The organism is Cellulophaga baltica 18 (assembly GCF_000468615.2).
GTDB classification, from domain to species: domain Bacteria; phylum Bacteroidota; class Bacteroidia; order Flavobacteriales; family Flavobacteriaceae; genus Cellulophaga; species Cellulophaga baltica.
In genome coordinates, this window is sequence record NZ_CP009976.1 from 2,431,198 (window position 1) to 2,448,826 (window position 17,629).

A 17,629-nucleotide genomic window follows, 5' to 3' on the forward strand; every position below is an offset into this window, starting at 1 on the left:
AAAGATATAATAACCAAAAATCGTAGCTTACTTTAGATTTAATCTAAAACTGTGTTTATAGTGCGTGTTTTATACACCATTTTGTCCCTTTAATATGTTAACAATATTAGTTACTATGCATTTGTGTAGTACAACGATTTAAGGTGACCATGGCGATAGGGTCCACCCCTTACCATTCCGAACAGGGAAGTTAAGCCTATCAGCGCCGATGGTACTGCTATACCAAGTGGGAGAGTAGGTCGTCGCCTTTTTTTAATCAAGTCCTCAATAGAAATATTGAGGACTTTTTTTGTTTATATAGGGTTCATATTGCACATAAAACTTATTTTTAAGCATACAAACGTACTTTACCTCATGCAAGAGATTTCTCCCTACAAAAAAGAAGAACTTCTTAATACGTTATCCCACGGAATTGGAATTCTGTTGGGGTTATTTGGCTTCTATTTTTTATTAGATAAAAATTCTGCTAAAAGTGAGTATGCTGTTTTGGGTATTTGTATCTATTCTTTTTCCATACTATTACTTTATTCGGCTTCTACATTATATCATGCGATTGCAAATCCTAGTTTGAAAAAAAAGTTTAGGATTGTTGATCATATCAGTATTTACTTTCTCATAGCGGGAACGTATTCTCCTGTGGCGCTTATAAGTTTAGTATATGGAAACGGTTGGACTTTATTTACAGTAGTATGGAGTATAGCATTGTTTGGAACTATACTGAAGTTATTTTTTACAGGAAGGTTGGAAATTGTATCCTTACTATTGTACTTGGTAATGGAGTGGTTAATTGTGTTCGACTTTCAGAACTTAATAGCGGCTACTAGCCCTTTAGGGATAAATCTATTAATGTTGGGCGGTGGATTTTATACCGTAGGGATACTTTTCTACGCTATTAGAAAAATACCGTACAATCATTTTATATGGCACTTATTTGTTTTAGGTGGTAGTATTAGTCACTGGTTGTTTATCTACCTAGATGTTGTGTAATATCAATCTATAAAAACAGCCTCAAAATCCTCAAAAAAGGCTTCAAATTTTATCATATGCTCATTCATAAATATCATGGTTTGTTGCCAGGTATTTTTATTGTGAATACTTACCTGATCTAAACGTACATAGATTCTGGAAATTTCTGTCTGGTTTTCTAAAAAGGTATATTCTTCGAAGTGTGCTTCTGGTAGATAATCTGCTATAAGTACGGATTTCAAAGAGATTACTTTTTCCCATAAATTAATACGCTTCTCTAGATCTTTGCTTTCTATATCTAAAGCTACCATGGCTTTTGACGTGTCAAAATAAAATTTAAATGAAAAATCTTTAATTTTCGTATTGTAAAGTATCCATTTTTTAGGATATGATTTGCCAAAAGATATCCAAAAATCCTCTCTTAATTTTTTTGATTCACTTTTACTAAACATCTATAAGAAATATGCGATTATGATACCGATGATAATTACGAGTAATTTACTTAGGTTAAATTTATGCCCCTCAGAACTTTCAAATAAAATTACGGTAGATATATGTAAAAATACGCCAATGGCTACCGCATTTAATTCTGATTTTATCGTGGAAAGTAACTCAATATTTGCTGCTAAATAGGTTCCTAAAGGGGTCATTATTGAAAATAAACATATAAAGAAATAAGCAGATGGTTTACTCATTTTAGAGCCAATTAAGAAAATGCTTAAAATGATGGCAATCGGAATTTTATGTACCAATATGGCATATAACATTGAGTGGTGATCGCCTATAGGTACACCTTCTAGAAGAGAGTGAACAGATAAACTTATGAATAGCAGCCAAGGAAATTCTGTCTTGTTGCTATCCATATGCATATGGCCGTGTTCTGCTCCTTTAGAAAAGAATTCTAAAAATATTTGTAATAATATTCCAAGCATTACAAATACTCCCACTTTTTTTTGATCTGTTACTTCATATATTTCAGGTAGAAGCTCAAAAACAGTTAATGCTAAAAGGAAAGCACCACTAAAGGCTAGTAGTAGTTTTATGCCTTCTTTTTTTTTAGGTTTTATTAAATAAACAAATAGGAAGCTTACTAATACAGCTAAAATGGGTAATAAATAGGTCATGCCAGAATTAGGTTTTTTTAAAATGTAACCTGAGGCCGCAAAATTAATGTATTTTTGTCGTAATGTTTTAGATAGGTATGGAGAATTACAAAATGGTTGCCAAAACAATGTTTGGTTTTGAAGGAGTTTTGGCTAAAGAGCTACGAAAGCTTGGGGCTTTAAATATAGAAGAAGGCGTTAGAAGCGTTAGTTTTGAAGGGGATATGGGTTTTATGTATAAAGCCAATTTATGCCTAAGAACGGCTATTAAAATAATTAAGCCAATACATTCATTTACAGTTAGGAATGAAGAAGAGCTCTATAAGAAAATATATGCGTTTGATTGGACCGAGTATTTAACACCGCATACCACTTTCGCTATTGATACTACCGTGAACTCAGAAAATTTTACGCATTCACTTTATGTATCTCAAAAAGTTAAAGATGCTATTGTAGATAAATTTAGAGATTTAGATGGTATTCGTCCAGACGTTGATATCAAGTTTCCAGATCTTAGAATAAATATACATATTCAGAAAGAGCATTGTAATGTTTCTTTAGATACCTCAGGTAGGTCTTTACACCAGCGTGGGTATAAAACAGCTACCAATATTGCGCCTATTAATGAAGTTTTGGCAGCTGGTCTTCTATTATTAAGCGGTTGGGATGGTCAGAGTGATTTTCTAGACCCTATGTGTGGTAGTGGAACTATCTTAGTGGAAGCAGCAATGATTGCGTGTAATATTCCTGTAAATATTAACAGGAAAGAGTTCGCTTTTGAAAAATGGCCAGATTATGATCAAGAGTTGTTTGATAAAATAGTAGAGAGCTGTTTGAATAAGACAAGAGAATTTCATTTTAAAATTGCAGGATACGATAAAGCGCCTTCCGCCATACGTAAAGCTCAAGACAACATTGAAAATGCAAATTTATCAGAATACATAAAGGTTGGACAATTTAATTTCTTTGAAACTGAAAAGGCGGTAGATAGCCACTTGCATATTTTATTTAATCCGCCTTATGGAGAGCGTTTAGATATAGATATGGAAGACTTCTATAAGAATATAGGTGATACCCTTAAAAATCATTATGCAGGCACAGATGCTTGGCTTATAACGTCTAATCTAGAAGCATTGAAGTTTGTTGGTCTGAGACCTTCTCGTAAGATCAAAGTATTTAATAGTCACTTAGAATCTAGACTCGTTAAATATGTGATGTACGAAGGAAGTAAGAAAGCGAAATTTCAAAATAAAGAATCCTAAATGATGTCATTAAAGAATAAGGCTTTACTCTATAATTTTTTAAGCTTTGCTATATTATTTATAGTACTTCGCTTTTTTATATTGGATTACCTGTATGAGAGTACCGTGGTGAAGTCTATCGTTTCTGCACTGGTAACCATGATATTTGCGCCTAAGTTTGCAGTCCTTAAAAATAAGGAAGGCACTAGAATAGTGATGAAGTGGCTTTTTTCTAAAAGCATCAAAAAATTATAGTCTAATTTCTTGGCGGTGGTGGAGGTGGTTGACTTCCACTTTCGTCTACATACTTTTTACGTGTTTGTTTTTTCTTTTTATACAACGGGATAAAATAGGTAATAGAATAGTTAAAGCTGCTGCCAAATCTACTATTATCTGTAACCTTATTAAAACCGGGAATCCACAAATTTTGGAAAGCATCAGAAGCATCTTTATCAGGTGCTTTATCAGTTATTAAAAGACCTAAGCGTACACTAGCACCTAAATAAATATTAGAAAATAGTTCAACTTTCAATCCTAGTACAGCTTCTAGCCAAGAGGCATTGAGTGATGAGTATTCACCAATATTTTCTGATCCTAAAGCAAAGCTGTCTTCATTAAAATAACGACTAGTACTAAAAATTTGATAGTCATTTATGGTTTGGCTAAAACTACTAAAAGCATAACGGCCACCAAGGTGAATTAAATTATTCATCCCAAACCAATTCTCGTAAGAATTAAAGTCTACTCCTAGTTTTATGTAGCTCCCAGAGGTAGTGAAATTATACAAATCTTCTTGCTTTGTTTTCTTTTCATTCCCTAACTCTGCCGCTAAATATAAATTGGGTTTTAATCTAAAATCTCCTACCAACTCTATTCCCGTATAATCATCATCTAACGTAGACATTAAAATCTTGCTTAAATCTACACCTACGCGTAAACCATATCGATCTGTTTTTTGTACCGTATCTTTCGGTTGTAAATCTATAGGCTTAGATTGTGACCATCCCAATAAAGAAACAAAAATAAAACTAAGACTAATGAAATATTTTAACATGCGCAGTGGTTTGATCTTCAACAGTAGTATTTGTTATTTCTATATTTTTAATCCAATTATCAGTATCCGTAGTTAGTTCATCGGATAACTCTTCATAATTAACTACATAACCACAGGCTCTTGATATAAAAACTTCTTTAGTAGTGTAATCAAAAACCAAAACATCTTCATTTGCATTTTCGGCATCCGTCGTGGCGTTTATAGATAAATTATAAGTCGTAGATAAACCATCTATACGCAACGGAATTTGAATAGAATCAGTAGACGTATTTGTAATGATATCGCCATACTCACCCGTATCTAAAAGGCCTTTAACTTGTAAGTTGCTTGGTGCTTTTAAATCTGTAGTTATAGTGGCATCGTAAAACCTAATCACTAGAAGTGGTGTATCACCATCTACACAGATATCATCTTTTTCACAAGAATTAAAGGCAAATACCATAACAGCTAAGGCTAGTATATATTTTAGTGTACTCATAAATTAATAGATCATCACTAGATTATTATCGCTTTTCCAAAAGTACAACATTTTCAACATGATGTGTTTGTGGAAACATATCTACGGCCTGAGTTTTTGTAATTTTATAATCGTCTTTCATCAATTCTAAATCACGTGCTTGTGTGGCGCTATTACAGCTAACATAGACTACTTTTTGAGGGGAAATAGCTAGAATTTGAGCAACAACATCTTTATGCATCCCGTCTCTTGGAGGATCTGTTATGATGATATCGGGAGTACCATTCTCACGTATAAATTCTTCATTAAAGATGTTCTTCATATCTCCCGCGAAGAAAGAGGTATTTTCAATTTCATTATAAACAGCATTTGCTTTGGCATCTTCTATAGCTTCTGGAACGGCTTCTATACCCACAACTTTCTTAGCTTTTTTAGCCACGAACTGTGCAATAGTTCCTGTACCGGTATATAAGTCATACACCAGTTCATTTCCTGTTAGCCCCGCAAAATCTCTCGTTATCTTATATAATTCAAAAGCTTGATCAGAATTTGTCTGATAAAATGATTTGGCATTAATTTTAAATTTTAAGCCTTCCATTTCTTCAAAAATATGATCGCGACCAGCAAAGCAAATTATTTCTTGATCGTAAATAGTGTCATTCTGCTTCGCATTAACAACATACAATAAAGCAGTGATTTCAGGGAACTTTAGTTGTAAATGATTTAAAAGTAGTTCTCTTTTTGTTTTATCGTTTTCAAAAAATTGAACCAACACCATGATCTCTCCAGTAGAGGTGGTACGGATCATCATTGTTCTTAATAAACCATGCTGATTTCTTGGATTGAAAAAAGACATATCATTTTTTAAGGCAAAATCTTTTGTTTCTAAACGTATGGCGTTAGAAGGATCTTCTTGCAAATGGCATTTTTCAATATCCAATATTTTATCCCACATACCTGGAATATGAAAACCTAAGGCATTTCTATCTTTTATTTCTGCGTCAGAATTTATTTCTTCTAGGGATAACCAACGGCTATCAGAAAATGAAAACTCCATTTTGTTCCGGTAGAAATACTGTTTTTTAGATCCTAAAATAGGTGTTATTTCAGGAAGTTCTAGATGACCAATACGTATCAAATTATTCTCTACCTCTTTTTGTTTGTAGAAAAGTTGATGGTCATAACCCATATCTTGCCACTTACACCCACCGCACGTACCAAAATGTTGGCATACTGGAGTTACTCTTTTATCGGAAAGTGTATGGAATTTTGTAGCAGTACCTTCAAAATAAGCTTTTCTTTTTTTTGTAGTTTGGACATCAACAACATCTCCTGGGACTGTATTGTTTAAAAATATAACACGGCCGTCTGGAGCCTTACCTATAGTTTTGCCTTTTGCACCTGCATCTACTACCGTTACATTTTCAAAAATAGTTTTTGTTTTATTACTTTTTCTACGCATGCCGCAAAAATAGATTGTTTTTATTTAAGTACATAAAAGTTTATAATTTTATAAACTTTTAAAAGCGAAATTCATCGATATAATCACGAATTTGATAAAAAACTTTAGTAGTATTTTTATATTTATTAATTTGCGGTCTCTAGGGGTGATTTCTCTCCCACGCTGAATTTTCGAAACTTCGAAAGGATAAAGGTAGAGGAGGAATGGTTATTTTATTCATATTTAAATTTTATTAGAATGGCTATTTTAGAAACTATGACTTCTAAGGACGTAATTGCTTTAGAAGACAAGCATGGAGCACACAATTATCATCCATTACCTGTAGTATTAAGTAAGGGAGAAGGCGTTTTTGTTTGGGATGTAGAAGGTAAAAAGTATTATGATTTTTTATCTGCTTATTCTGCAGTAAACCAAGGACATTGTCATCCAGAAATTGTTGGGGCAATGACCAAACAAGCGCAAACACTTACATTAACTTCTAGAGCATTTTACAATGATGTGTTAGGGAAGTATGAGAAGTATGCAACAGAAACCTTTGGTTTTGATAAGTTGTTACCTATGAACACAGGGGCGGAAGCAGTAGAGACCGCTTTGAAGATTTGTAGAAAATGGGCTTATGAGAAAAAAGGAATTCCAGAAAATCAAGCACAGATTGTGGTTTGTGAGAATAACTTTCATGGAAGAACTACTACAATTATTTCATTTTCTAATGACCCTGTTGCTCGTAAGAATTTTGGACCTTACACAGACGGATTCTTAAAAATAGAATACGATAATTTAAAGGCTTTAGAAGAAGTTTTAGAGAACAATAAAAATATTGCAGGCTTTCTAGTAGAACCAATTCAAGGAGAAGCAGGGGTTTATGTGCCTTCCGAGAATTATTTGAAAGACGCTAAAGCACTTTGTGCAAAGCATAATGTATTGTTTATAGCAGATGAAGTACAGACTGGTATAGCAAGAACAGGGAGGCTTTTGGCTACTTGTGGTAATTGCGATTGTGCAGACAAGCATTGTAGTGGTACTCCAGAAGTAAAAGCTGATATTTTAATATTAGGAAAGGCATTATCTGGTGGTGCGTATCCAGTATCTGCCGTTTTAGCTAATGATGCTATTATGGGGGTAATACAGCCAGGAAATCACGGTTCTACATTTGGTGGTAATCCTATAGCAGCGGCGGTTGGCGTTGCAGCGTTAGAGGTTATTAAAAATGAAAACCTTGCGCAGAATGCTTTTGATTTAGGAGAATTATTTAGAGCAGAACTAAACAAGTTTATTCCTACTAGTTCTATCGTTAATGCGGTACGTGGTAAGGGGTTGTTAAATGCTATTTTAATTAATGATACAGAAGAGAGCTCAACGGCTTGGGATATTTGTATGGCTTTGAAAGAAAACGGACTTTTAGCTAAGCCTACGCATGGAAACATCATTCGTTTTGCACCGCCTTTAGTTATGACTAAAGAACAGTTGTTAGATTGTGTTGCCATTATTACCAATACACTTCAGAAGTTTGAAAAATAATATTTTCACTGTTTAATAAAAAAAATCCCGAAGCTTTTGCCTCGGGATTTTTTGATTTAAAGTGTTGTCTTTTATTAAAAATTTCCGTCTGCTGCTGCAGCAACGATAAAAGCAATAATAACGCCAAAGTATAAAAGGAAAAACAGGAGGTAAATGGCCGCTATTGCCAAACCGATATAAGATAATATCTTGCCTGTTTTAGAATTTTCATACCCTGTGTATTCACCAGTGCTTTCCGCATAAATCCGATGCGCTTTTTTAGCACTTGAAAGTCCAAGGAAACTAAATATAGCACCAAAGGGACCACAACAAAAAAGGGTCAATGCAATTGATAGAATCCCGTAAGTTAGGGCTTCACTAGATCCGGGTAATGATTGTTGATGAATAAATTAGTTTGTTATTGTTGTTGTTGCATTTCTTCTGCCCATTCCATTAATCTTTCTTGCATTTCGGCATCTTTACCTGTTGCTTTAAGATAAATATAAAACACTACCATTATTAAACTTAGCACCAAACTGATAATCGCAATAATTTTTGTAGTTTTTACAATGCCATAATTTGAGTATTCTTCTGGATTCTCATTGTATAATTCAGTATCCTTTTTCACAAGAAATAGAGAAATACCTGCCAGTATTAAACCACCAAATCCATTACTGCAACAGCAGCCAATAAAGGAAATAATCGATAGTACTAATGCAGCAGTTGCTTTTGGTAATTTTTGTTGTTCCATTGTTTAGTTGTTTTAAAATTTAGTTATTAATTAATTTTAATAATTACCTCCAGATTCAAGTCCTTCAGTCCACTGTCTGGAAAATTCTGTAGTCCAAGCTTCCCATCCTACCGTAGATAAGGTATAAATAATAATAATAATAATAATTAATATATTTAAGATTAATGCAATTAAAGCAACAATTTTACCTGTTTTAATTATATTATAATTATCATATACTTCTGGTTTTTCTTCATAAAGTTTTTGTGATTTAGTTGCCATGAAAAAGGCAATTGCAGAAGGTATTATTCCAAGTGCAGCAAAACAGCAGCACAAATATCCCAATATTCCTAATACAATAATCATTGTTGCATTGGGAAGTTTTTGTTGTTCCATAGTTTCGGGTTTTGGTTATAAAAATTTTAATATATAATTGATTAGTATTAATAAAACGGTAATACTTGTAAGTGAAATGATTATTTTGTTAGACCCTTTAATGGTGAAAAAATTATTGACAATAAGAAAACCAAAAAGTAATAGCAGAGTATAAATAGCAGGATACATTTTAAAAGCAGCTCCAAATTCTCCGTGAAGAATTAACGCAACTGAGCGTTGAATACCGCAGCCAGGACAGTCAACACCCAATATTTTTTTACTAAAACACGGGAGCATGTACTCGTCTAATTTTAAAATATAAGTTGCCAGCTGCATTTTTTACTTTAAATTGAATTCTTTTGCCGAAAATTACTATTATTTTTAACCAATGAAAATAAAACAAATCATTTATTTTATCTTAATTATAATGGGGGCTCTCATTATGGGGTATGGCCCTAGGTTTATCGTGAAAGAATATGCCTTAGCTATTGGTGTTGTTTTCATAATGTTTGGTGCCTATAAGACCAGTACTTCTTGGAAAGAACCTGAGGAAAAATCAAAAGAATTATAATATGTCTTTTAAAATTGATGATAGGGTAGAAGCTATGGATGATACGATCACAGGTATCATTAAAGAAATGAAGGGTGATAAAATTACGGTTTTAAGTGATGATGGATTTCTGCTGATATACCAACCATCAGAGTTAATTAAAATTATAGACGATCGTAATCTTACCGTTTCTAATTTTGAAATTGCAAAAATTAAATCTGAAAAAGCAATCCCTAAAAAAAGAAATTCTCAGCTTGTTAAGCCAAAAGAACGAAGCGCTCCCAAGATGGAAGTAGATTTGCATATTCATAATCTAGTCCCATCGCAACGAGGCATGTCTAACTATGATATGTTAAACATACAATTGGATACCGCTAAAAGACAATTAGAATTTGCTATTCGGAAAAAAATACAAAAAGTAGTATTTATCCACGGGGTAGGACAAGGAGTTCTTAAAGAAGAACTACATTACTTGTTTGGTAGATATGATGCTGTAAAATACTACGATGCAGATTATCAGAAGTACGGATTAGGTGCTACTGAAATTTATATTTATCAAAACAGTTAATTGGAAGTAACAGTTCCAAATTCCTCAACTGCTAAATCTGTAATTCGTTGATTGCTACTCGTAATTAAACTAATGGTATTCAGTTGTATGTTATGCTCATATTCTGGAGCATCCACGGTTCCTGTAGAAGTAGTGGTAATGGTAAGTGTTGCTTGTGTAGCTGTAATTTCATCAAGTACTGTTGGGGTACTTGGAGGAATGTCATCACAAAAATAATCACTAGTAACAGTATCTGAGAATAGCCTGTAAACAATGGTAGAGGCTGTTGAGCTTGTTAATTCAACAGTAATACTACCTTCTTCTTGCGTTAAGACATTAGCCGCTAAAATTAAAATTAAAGACTCATCATCATTAATCTTGAATAGTGTATTTGCTTGTGCAATATCAATAGCAGTACAAGTTTGTATACTTACATCATCAAAATCAAGAGATTCAATTTGTAAATCACCATCATCACAAGAAGAGATGAATATGAATATAAAAACAATATATAGCTTCTTCATTACCAAGTTTTAATTTATTATCCTGCTTCAAATTTACAAGTTTTAATTGCTAATTACCTAGTGGTTTATGTTCATTTTATGAAAAGCTATAAATTTACAGGGGTAATTTTTTTTCAAACGAATTAATTCATTTTTTTATCGCGCTAATTATTTCCTAATTGGGGTGTAATAAAATTTAATTCTTTTAATTTAGCACTCCTTATTAGATGTTAGAGAATGCGAAAAGTTTATTTAGATAATGCGGCTACAACACAGGTTAGAGAATCTGTTATCAAAAAAATGCAAGATGCTTTGGCAGAATGCTATGGTAATCCTTCTTCTACCCATAGTTTTGGTCGTACGGCAAAGACAGCTATAGAGAGAACCAGAAAAACTATTGCTAAATACATTAATGCACATCCTTCTGAAATCATATTTACTTCTGGAGGTACCGAGGCTGATAATATGATTTTGCGTTGCGCTGTGCGCGATGCAAAAGTAACCACAATTATAACTACTAAAATTGAGCATCATGCGGTACTTCATACCGTAGAAGAGCTTGAAAAGGAATACGGGATTACCGTAGCTTATGTAGATTTAGATGCCTATGGTAATCCTAAATTATCACATTTAGAAGCTTTGTTGCAAAAAGATGATGCCAAGAAATTGGTGAGTTTAATGCATGTAAATAATGAAATAGGGAATATTATTCCATTAGCAGAAATCGCAACACTTTGTAAGACTAATAATGCGCTGTTTCATTCAGATACAGTGCAATCTTTAGGGCATTTACCTTTTGATGTTCAGCAGGTCTCTGCAGATTTTTTAACAGCAGCAGCACATAAATTTCATGGACCAAAAGGTATAGGTTTTGCTTTTGTTAGACGAAATTCTGGTCTAAAACCTATGATTTTTGGAGGGTCACAAGAGCGTGGTTTTAGAGCAGGCACCGAAGCTTTTCATAATATTGTTGGTTTAGAAGAAGCGTTTGTATGTGCGTATGATAATCTAGCAGAAGAAAAAGCCTATGTTACAGATTTGAAAACTTACTTTATAGAGCAGCTCAAAATGGCGCTACCCGAAGTTCAATTTAATGGACATTCAGGAGATTTAGAAAAGAGTACCTACACTTTGGTTAATGCTAGATTACCTTTTGATGCGCAAAAATCTTTAATGCTTTTATTTCAATTGGATATTAAAGGTATAGCTTGTTCTAAAGGAAGTGCTTGCCAGTCTGGTAGTGATTTAGGATCACACGTACTTACGGAGATTTTGAGTCCTGAAGAAATGAAAAAGCCGTCAATTCGCTTTTCATTTTCAAAATATACGACCAAAGACGACTTAGATTATGTTATTGGAGAACTAAAAGCTTTTGCCGAAAATTAATTCTGCTTCTTGTTTTTAACTCTTTCGGTATCGTAAGGGAATTTTTTTGTGGCCTGTTTCATCATTAGATCAATTAAATCTCGGGTATTCTTACCAGATTTTTTATTGATTTTCTTTTCGTAACGCCATAACAGTTTTCCGCTTTCGCCATCACTTATCTTAATGCCGATTCGGCCATAATCGGCTTCACCTAAAATATAGTCCATAAAACTAAATTCCGTAGGAATACCATCCGATAGTAAAATATTTAAATGCGTATTTCCGCTTATAATGCCATCTACATTTAAAATCTTACATAAATCTTTGATGCTATAGATATCAATGTTATCATAGTTAATGTTATTCTGAGCAAGAATAGCATTGGTGTTTTTAGTATTCTGAAACTCTACCGTAAATTTCTTTTTCTTTTTAGGTTGCGAAAAGTAAATCTCAAGAGCATCTTGTACTGCGTAACCTTCTTTCTGTTCCAAGGCCTTTTTTTCTTCTTTCGATAAAGTTTCTTCTAAATCTAAATTTGTAAAGAAAGGTAAAATTGCTAATTCCTTATGATCTTTAGAAAGCTCATTAAATTTAGGACTTTCATAAATATCCTTTTGAGAAAAAGAAAACTGTGTGATAAATAATACGAGTATGATACTTAATTTTTTCATTGTACTGGTTCTAAAATCGCATGCGAACTTTTAAATTTAAAATCCGACTTGTTAAATAATTAGGCACTGCAAATTGTTGTTTTGTGTCTATGTCACGAACCCATGTGTTCGTTATCGAATTCTGGTTGTTGAATAAATTAAATAATTCAAATCCGCCAGACAGTTCTTTAAAACCACTAAGCCAACTATTTTTGGATGCTTGTTTGTTTTCGTCTACAAAAGTATAGGAAATTCCTAAATCTGCCCGTTTATAATCTCTTAATCTACTATTAAATAAATACGGGTCTGCATTATTTGGAGAACCGCCAGGGAGACCTGTGTTGTATACCAAGTTTAAATACATTTTTACATTGGGTATAGAAGGAATGTAATCTTGAAATAAAACGCCGACTTTTATGCGTTGATCTGTGGGTCTGGCGATATATCCGCGATTGTCGCTGTTTTCTTCTGTTTTCATATAACCAAGACTTACCCAAGATTCTGTTCCAGGTACAAAGGCACCATTTAATCTAAACTCTGTACCATACACATAGGCTTTGGCATTATTGTTTGCGGCATAGCGTATCCGTACATCTTCAACAGTATATGTATTTACGTTACTTAAATCTTTGTAGTAGGCTTCGCTTACAAGTTTAAAAGGGCTATTCCAAAGCATAAAGCTATATTCATTGGTAAGGACGGTGTGGATAGATTTCTGTGCTTTTACATTTGGATTTACTCTGCCATTCAAATCTCTAAACTCACGGTAAAATGGTGGTTGGTGATATACTCCAGCTGCAATTTTAAAAAACATGTCTTTTTCCCAGTTGGGTTTAAATGCTATTTGCGCCCTAGGGCTGAAAACTGTTTGAGCATTGCGCGCTATATTTTTTCCAGAAACAGACCAATGTTGTGTCCTTGCTCCGATATTTAAGTATAGTGCATTAGATTGCCAATCAATCTGTTTGCTGTACTGTAGATACGCAGACAATCTATTTGTCTGAACGTAATTGGTGGCATTTACACTCTCTAAAGCAGTTATAGGAGTATTAAAAGGCGTGGCGGGCTCATTATTGGTAAACTCGCTCGTACTTGGTCTTACTAAGAATCCTAAAGAATCTAAGAATTCTGATTCTCTTAATTGGTCTCTAATGTCCTCGTGACTGTATTTTGTGCCCCATTCTAATTTACTTGTATTTTTATGATAAATACCTTTGTGTTCTAGGTTAAAGATTAAGGCGTCTAAGGTGTTTCTAGCGCTATTAAGTTGTGTTCCTAAACTTTTGGTATTAGAAACTGTGCCTAATTCAGAATTCAAGTCGCCCAACTGGTATTGTGCAATAATACTAGAAGATTCTTCTTCTATAGTATGGTATAGTGATGGGATAAATTTAAGTGTTGTATTTTCAGTGAGATGGTAAGTAATTTTTAAAGCACCGGACGCCGTATTATATTGATTGTGTTCTTGGCCTGCATAAAAAATCGTCAAAGATTTAGGGTCATTTAAGGTTCCAAAATTGGTAGTTCTTGCGCTAGGCTTATTTTGATAATCATTTACAGAAAACGTCCCTAAAAAGCCAATATTTATTTTTTTTGAAATTGTATAACTCTCATAGGTTTGAAAGTCAAAAGCTACCGGATTAATATTCGTTACTGTTTCTTGTGAGTTTATCAGTAAACTATTATCTCTGTATCGCACACCGGTTATAGTGCCTAATTTTTTATTTCTTCCACTAGTTTCTATAGTGGCATTAGCACCTAATAAACTTGCATCTACCTGCACACCGTAAGAAACTGGGTTTTTATAGGTGATGTCTAAAACAGATGAGAGTTTATCTCCGTATTTTGCTTGAAAACCTCCAGCTGAAAAGCTTACATTCTGAATCATAGCACTATTGATAAAACTCAAGCTTTCTTGCTGACCAGATCGTATTAAAAATGGTCTGTATACTTCAATTTCATTTACATAGACTAAGTTTTCGTCAAAATTACCCCCGCGTACATTGTACTGTGTGCTTAACTCATTGTTAGAGGATACTCCTGGTAATAGTTTTAATACATTTTCTACTCCTGCAGTTGCCCCTGGTAACAGTCGGATAATTTCGGGCTCAATTGTGGTGATAGCGTCCACAGTTTTTCTTCCGGAAGCTGTAATGGTTATTTCACCTATTTGAGTAATAGCAGTGTTTAAAACCGGATTGAATTCAAAAGTTTCATTTGTACTTAGAAGTACGTTGTTTAAAACCACATTTTTATAACCAACATGAGAAAAGCTAATGTTGATTTGCTGATCTGCATCAACCTCTAAAAAGTAAAAGCCATTTTCGTCAGAGATGGTTCCTTTTGCAGCAGTACGGACGTTAGTGTTTGAAAGAGGTACATTAGTAGCATCTAAAATAACTCCAGTAATCACTGCTTTTTGGGCGAGTAGAACAACTGGAAATAAAAGAAAACAAAATAATTTAATACATTTCAAAATCTATTTTCTGTAGAATGAACTCTTAAAGGTAGTGCTATTTCCTACATTATCTGTCACTACAACTTCTAAGTTACACTCTTTTTGATCTACGATATTAGCATCAAAGTTATAGGTAATGGTATTCTTTTTTGGTTCATATTCCATAAGAATCCACTTTCCATTTAAGGTAGCAGAGTAGGTGTCTATTCCGCTTAAATCATCCGTAATTTGTAAACTCAGGTATTTGTAATTACTTAACCATTGTTTTTCCTTAAAATTGGTAGCACGGACCTTAGGGGCAACGCTATCTTTTGCAATAGTATAAGTTCCTAAATTTCTGGTACGTGTAGAAAAGGTATTGCCTCTTTTGTATGTGGTCATATGACTAGGGCGCAGTTTGCTATCTAAACGAGCAATAAATAATTGTTTTCTTTCTTCTGGGGAAAATTTAGCAGCATCAAAAGTAATGGTGAAATTCTGATGTGCAGGAACGGTGCTATTATGAATGGTAACCGTATCTGCTCCTTTCTTTAAATCGATATAAAAATCCTCATAAAAAGTATTGGATGGGAAATAAACTTGTGCTCCTCCTAAATCATAAGTATTCGGTTTTTTGGCTACCAAATAATGTGCTGTCTTATCTTCTTTTTTTGAGATTTTTAAGACTTCCTTTTTTCCTTCAACTGGGATAACCACTTTGGTGGTATTGTTTTCAATGTCTTTCATAAGAATTTCAACATTGTAACTAAGACCCTCTGCCACATCTATTTCACCATTATTATAGACTTCGTTATAGATACTCATGGTATTGCGTGGCGTTTTGAACAATTTTTGAATGCGCTGACGGTACCTTCCAAAGTGTTGATAATCTATTAAGGTATTAATATACCTTGTTTCGCCGAAAGAAAAAGACTCTAAATCGTAATCGGTGTAGATCTTTCCGTTGACTAGTTGCTGCACTTGGTACAAGCCATTTTGGTTGGCAGCTAAGTCTTGCCTGTCAAAAGAATTGATGCCAAAACCAATGGTTCCTGTAGCATATACTTTTTCAGCAAGAAAACTCCCGTCGCTTTGCTTAGAAAATTTTAATTCTAATTTATTAGCACTTTGGTTTACTTGGCTGTCTTTGCTTAATGGGTAAACATAAAGTCCTGATAATACCGGTACAGTATTGTCTTTAATATCATAACCGTATAATAACGGATTCGTTGGTTTTTCAGAAACACTACTTCTAATCTCAAAATGCAAATGTGGTCCTGAAGAGCCTCCTGTGTTCCCGGTATAGGCAATAAGTTCTCCTTGGTCTACTTTAAGCTCGCCAAAATCAGGAAATACTTCTACTTCAAATGCTTGTTTTTTGTATTGTGTTTTATTGATGTATTCTTCTATTTTAGGAGAAAATTTTTGCAAGTGTCCATAGACCGAAGTATATCCATTAGGATGCGCAATATAGATTACTTTACCGTAGCCCCATAAAGATACTTTTATTCTCGTAACGGTTCCATCAGCAATAGCATAAGCTTTTAGACCTTCTCGTTGTTGTGTTTTTATGTCAATACCACTATGAAAGTGATTGCTTCTTAATTCGCCGAAAGTTCCTGCTAATACTAGCGGAATATCTAATGGAGATCTAAATGCATCTTGAGGAAAATTTTCTTGAGCAAATGCAGTACTAATAAATAGGAATATTAAACCAAATATGGTTGCTTTCATAATTAAGATAACTTGTGGTACGAAAGTAATTAATACATTTTAAAACGTGAAAACAATGTTGTGTTAAAAAATGAAGGATCGTACTTTTTTGTAAAAAAGACGCAAAAAAAATAATATTTAAAAAAAGAATTGGGAAGTCTTAAGATGTGTGTTAACTTTGTGTAAAATGCATTGCTATTTGCACATGAGTGAATTAGTAGATATAGTAGACTCTTTAGAAAACAAAATTAGTAAGTTACTGCACAAGTTAGAACTTTTGCAGCAAGAGAACATTAAATTACAAGAAGAGGTTGCTAACGTAGAAAATGAAAAAATCGACGCTAATAATACGCTTGTTGTTTGGGAGGAAAAATATAATTCTCTTAAGCTAGCAAATTCGATGCTGGGTAGTAATACGAATAAAACGGAAGCTAAGCTTAAAATAAATACATTAATCAGAGAATTAGATCATTGTATCGCACAATTGTCTGAATAATACGTAACAATATCATGGCGGAAAAGCTCAAAATAAAACTTTCTATTGCTGATAGAGTTTATCCTTTAACGATAGATCCTAGTCAGGAAGAAGGTTTGCGTAAAGCGGCTAAAAATATAGAGCAGCTTGCGAAGAATTTTGAGAGTAATTATGCAGTAAGAGATAAGCAAGATGTCTTGGCAATGTGTGCCTTGCAATTTGCTTCGAAGATAGAACAACGAAGTATTGAACAAATGGAAGATACCACGGAAGTCACGGCAAAATTAAAAGCCTTAGATGAATTGGTTTCTGAAAAGCTAGGTGTAAAATAGAGTAAATACGTTCTTTAAAATAAATAAAGTTACTACCCACATTGGTGATTATTTTTGACAAACTCAACGTTAAATTGTTTAAAAAGGGTGAGTTTAAGTTGTAAAAGCATGCCTGCTAGTCCAGGACCCTTGAGCAATTTGTTAGCCCTAAACTTGTTTTTTTGGAGTTTGT

Annotated in this window: 22 protein-coding genes, 1 rRNA gene and 1 other RNA gene; 10 read left to right on the top strand and 14 right to left on the bottom strand. The window is 33.6% G+C overall.

Annotated features, from left to right (window positions below; all coding sequences use genetic code 11):
- Window positions 1-139 precede the first annotated feature (139 nt).
- Window positions 140-251 (top strand): 5S ribosomal RNA (rrf, locus tag M666_RS10215).
- Between the two features lie 103 nt (window positions 252-354).
- Window positions 355-987 carry a PAQR family membrane homeostasis protein TrhA gene (trhA, locus tag M666_RS10220; RefSeq protein ID WP_029445776.1) on the top strand — a complete coding sequence of 211 codons (633 nt, stop codon included), beginning with the start codon at window positions 355-357 and terminating at the stop codon, window positions 985-987.
- Between the two features lie 2 nt (window positions 988-989).
- On the opposite strand, the gene M666_RS10225 is transcribed toward trhA, so the two are convergent.
- Complete coding sequence (locus M666_RS10225; RefSeq protein ID WP_029445777.1) at window positions 990-1,418, bottom strand: DUF4268 domain-containing protein; 429 nt, start codon at window positions 1,416-1,418, stop codon at window positions 990-992.
- On the bottom strand, window positions 1,419-2,090 hold the full coding sequence (locus M666_RS10230; RefSeq protein ID WP_029445778.1) for a ZIP family metal transporter: 672 nt from the start codon (window positions 2,088-2,090) through the stop codon (window positions 1,419-1,421). It lies immediately after the preceding gene.
- A 77-nt stretch (window positions 2,091-2,167) separates the two neighbouring features.
- On the opposite strand from M666_RS10230, the gene M666_RS10235 reads away from it, so the two are divergent.
- Complete coding sequence (locus tag M666_RS10235) at window positions 2,168-3,331, top strand: THUMP domain-containing class I SAM-dependent RNA methyltransferase (RefSeq protein ID WP_034659622.1); 1,164 nt, start codon at window positions 2,168-2,170, stop codon at window positions 3,329-3,331.
- An 86-nt stretch (window positions 3,332-3,417) separates the two neighbouring features.
- Here M666_RS10235 and M666_RS20795 read toward each other — a convergent pair whose 3' ends face one another.
- The 4 genes from M666_RS20795 to rlmD are packed head-to-tail and all read right to left on the bottom strand — an operon-like array spanning window position 3,418 to window position 6,283.
- Window positions 3,418-3,552, bottom strand: a complete 135-nt coding sequence (locus M666_RS20795) for a hypothetical protein (RefSeq protein ID WP_255352108.1) — start codon at window positions 3,550-3,552, stop codon at window positions 3,418-3,420.
- Window positions 3,553-3,566: 14 nt separating this feature from the next.
- Window positions 3,567-4,364: a DUF6048 family protein gene (locus tag M666_RS10245; RefSeq protein WP_029445780.1), complete on the bottom strand. Its 798-nt coding sequence runs from the start codon at window positions 4,362-4,364 to the stop codon at window positions 3,567-3,569.
- Complete coding sequence (locus M666_RS10250; RefSeq protein WP_029445781.1) at window positions 4,345-4,842, bottom strand: DUF6452 family protein; 498 nt, start codon at window positions 4,840-4,842, stop codon at window positions 4,345-4,347. The genes M666_RS10245 and M666_RS10250 overlap by 20 nt, the downstream gene beginning before the upstream one ends.
- A gap of 25 nt (window positions 4,843-4,867) precedes the next feature.
- On the bottom strand, window positions 4,868-6,283 hold the full coding sequence (gene rlmD, locus M666_RS10255) for a 23S rRNA (uracil(1939)-C(5))-methyltransferase RlmD (protein WP_029445782.1): 1,416 nt from the start codon (window positions 6,281-6,283) through the stop codon (window positions 4,868-4,870).
- 237 nt (window positions 6,284-6,520) lie between these two features.
- On the opposite strand from rlmD, the gene rocD reads away from it, so the two are divergent.
- Complete coding sequence (rocD, locus tag M666_RS10260; protein ID WP_029445783.1) at window positions 6,521-7,801, top strand: ornithine--oxo-acid transaminase; 1,281 nt, start codon at window positions 6,521-6,523, stop codon at window positions 7,799-7,801.
- A gap of 74 nt (window positions 7,802-7,875) precedes the next feature.
- Here rocD and M666_RS10265 read toward each other — a convergent pair whose 3' ends face one another.
- The 4 genes from M666_RS10265 to M666_RS10280 are packed head-to-tail and all read right to left on the bottom strand — an operon-like array spanning window position 7,876 to window position 9,221.
- Window positions 7,876-8,187, bottom strand: a complete 312-nt coding sequence (locus tag M666_RS10265; protein WP_029445784.1) for a CCC motif membrane protein — start codon at window positions 8,185-8,187, stop codon at window positions 7,876-7,878.
- Window positions 8,188-8,198: 11 nt separating this feature from the next.
- On the bottom strand, window positions 8,199-8,531 hold the full coding sequence (locus tag M666_RS10270; protein ID WP_029445785.1) for a CCC motif membrane protein: 333 nt from the start codon (window positions 8,529-8,531) through the stop codon (window positions 8,199-8,201).
- A 36-nt stretch (window positions 8,532-8,567) separates the two neighbouring features.
- Window positions 8,568-8,906, bottom strand: coding sequence for a CCC motif membrane protein (locus M666_RS10275; protein ID WP_029445786.1), 339 nt, complete (start codon window positions 8,904-8,906; stop codon window positions 8,568-8,570).
- Window positions 8,907-8,921: 15 nt separating this feature from the next.
- Window positions 8,922-9,221 (bottom strand): DUF2752 domain-containing protein, encoded by a 300-nt coding sequence (locus tag M666_RS10280; protein ID WP_029445787.1) that lies wholly within the window; start codon window positions 9,219-9,221, stop codon window positions 8,922-8,924.
- Between the two features lie 52 nt (window positions 9,222-9,273).
- On the opposite strand from M666_RS10280, the gene M666_RS10285 reads away from it, so the two are divergent.
- Both M666_RS10285 and M666_RS10290 read left to right on the top strand, forming a co-directional pair.
- The gene (locus M666_RS10285; RefSeq protein WP_024479898.1) at window positions 9,274-9,456 is read left to right on the top strand and encodes a hypothetical protein; all 183 of its coding nucleotides are present in this window, start codon (window positions 9,274-9,276) and stop codon (window positions 9,454-9,456) included.
- A 1-nt stretch (window position 9,457) separates the two neighbouring features.
- Window positions 9,458-10,003, top strand: a complete 546-nt coding sequence (locus M666_RS10290) for a DUF8465 domain-containing protein (protein ID WP_025614475.1) — start codon at window positions 9,458-9,460, stop codon at window positions 10,001-10,003.
- Here M666_RS10290 and M666_RS10295 read toward each other — a convergent pair.
- Complete coding sequence (locus tag M666_RS10295; protein ID WP_029445788.1) at window positions 10,000-10,506, bottom strand: hypothetical protein; 507 nt, start codon at window positions 10,504-10,506, stop codon at window positions 10,000-10,002. The genes M666_RS10290 and M666_RS10295 overlap by 4 nt on opposite strands.
- Before the next feature lie 216 nt (window positions 10,507-10,722).
- Between M666_RS10295 and M666_RS10300 the strand changes: the two genes are divergently transcribed.
- Window positions 10,723-11,871: a cysteine desulfurase family protein gene (locus M666_RS10300; protein ID WP_029445789.1), complete on the top strand. Its 1,149-nt coding sequence runs from the start codon at window positions 10,723-10,725 to the stop codon at window positions 11,869-11,871.
- Here the strand turns inward: M666_RS10300 and M666_RS10305 are convergent.
- From M666_RS10305 to M666_RS10315, 3 genes are read right to left on the bottom strand one after another with little or no spacing between them, the layout of a single operon-like run.
- Window positions 11,868-12,521, bottom strand: coding sequence for a hypothetical protein (locus tag M666_RS10305; RefSeq protein ID WP_025614478.1), 654 nt, complete (start codon window positions 12,519-12,521; stop codon window positions 11,868-11,870). The two genes, M666_RS10300 and M666_RS10305, sit on opposite strands and share 4 nt — an antisense overlap.
- Before the next feature lie 10 nt (window positions 12,522-12,531).
- On the bottom strand, window positions 12,532-14,976 hold the full coding sequence (locus M666_RS10310) for a TonB-dependent receptor (protein ID WP_029445790.1): 2,445 nt from the start codon (window positions 14,974-14,976) through the stop codon (window positions 12,532-12,534).
- A gap of 3 nt (window positions 14,977-14,979) precedes the next feature.
- Window positions 14,980-16,671, bottom strand: a complete 1,692-nt coding sequence (locus tag M666_RS10315) for a M23 family metallopeptidase (RefSeq protein ID WP_029445791.1) — start codon at window positions 16,669-16,671, stop codon at window positions 14,980-14,982.
- Window positions 16,672-16,855: 184 nt separating this feature from the next.
- On the opposite strand from M666_RS10315, the gene M666_RS10320 reads away from it, so the two are divergent.
- The 3 genes from M666_RS10320 (at window position 16,856) to ssrS (ending at window position 17,627) form a co-directional block, all read left to right on the top strand.
- A complete protein-coding gene (locus tag M666_RS10320) occupies window positions 16,856-17,146 on the top strand; it encodes a coiled-coil domain-containing protein (RefSeq protein ID WP_024479905.1) in 291 nt (96 codons plus the stop codon).
- A gap of 14 nt (window positions 17,147-17,160) precedes the next feature.
- Window positions 17,161-17,457, top strand: a complete 297-nt coding sequence (locus M666_RS10325; RefSeq protein WP_029445792.1) for a cell division protein ZapA — start codon at window positions 17,161-17,163, stop codon at window positions 17,455-17,457.
- Between the two features lie 61 nt (window positions 17,458-17,518).
- Window positions 17,519-17,627, top strand: a non-coding RNA gene (ssrS, locus tag M666_RS20245) — 6S RNA.
- The last annotated feature ends 2 nt before the right edge of the window (window positions 17,628-17,629 follow it).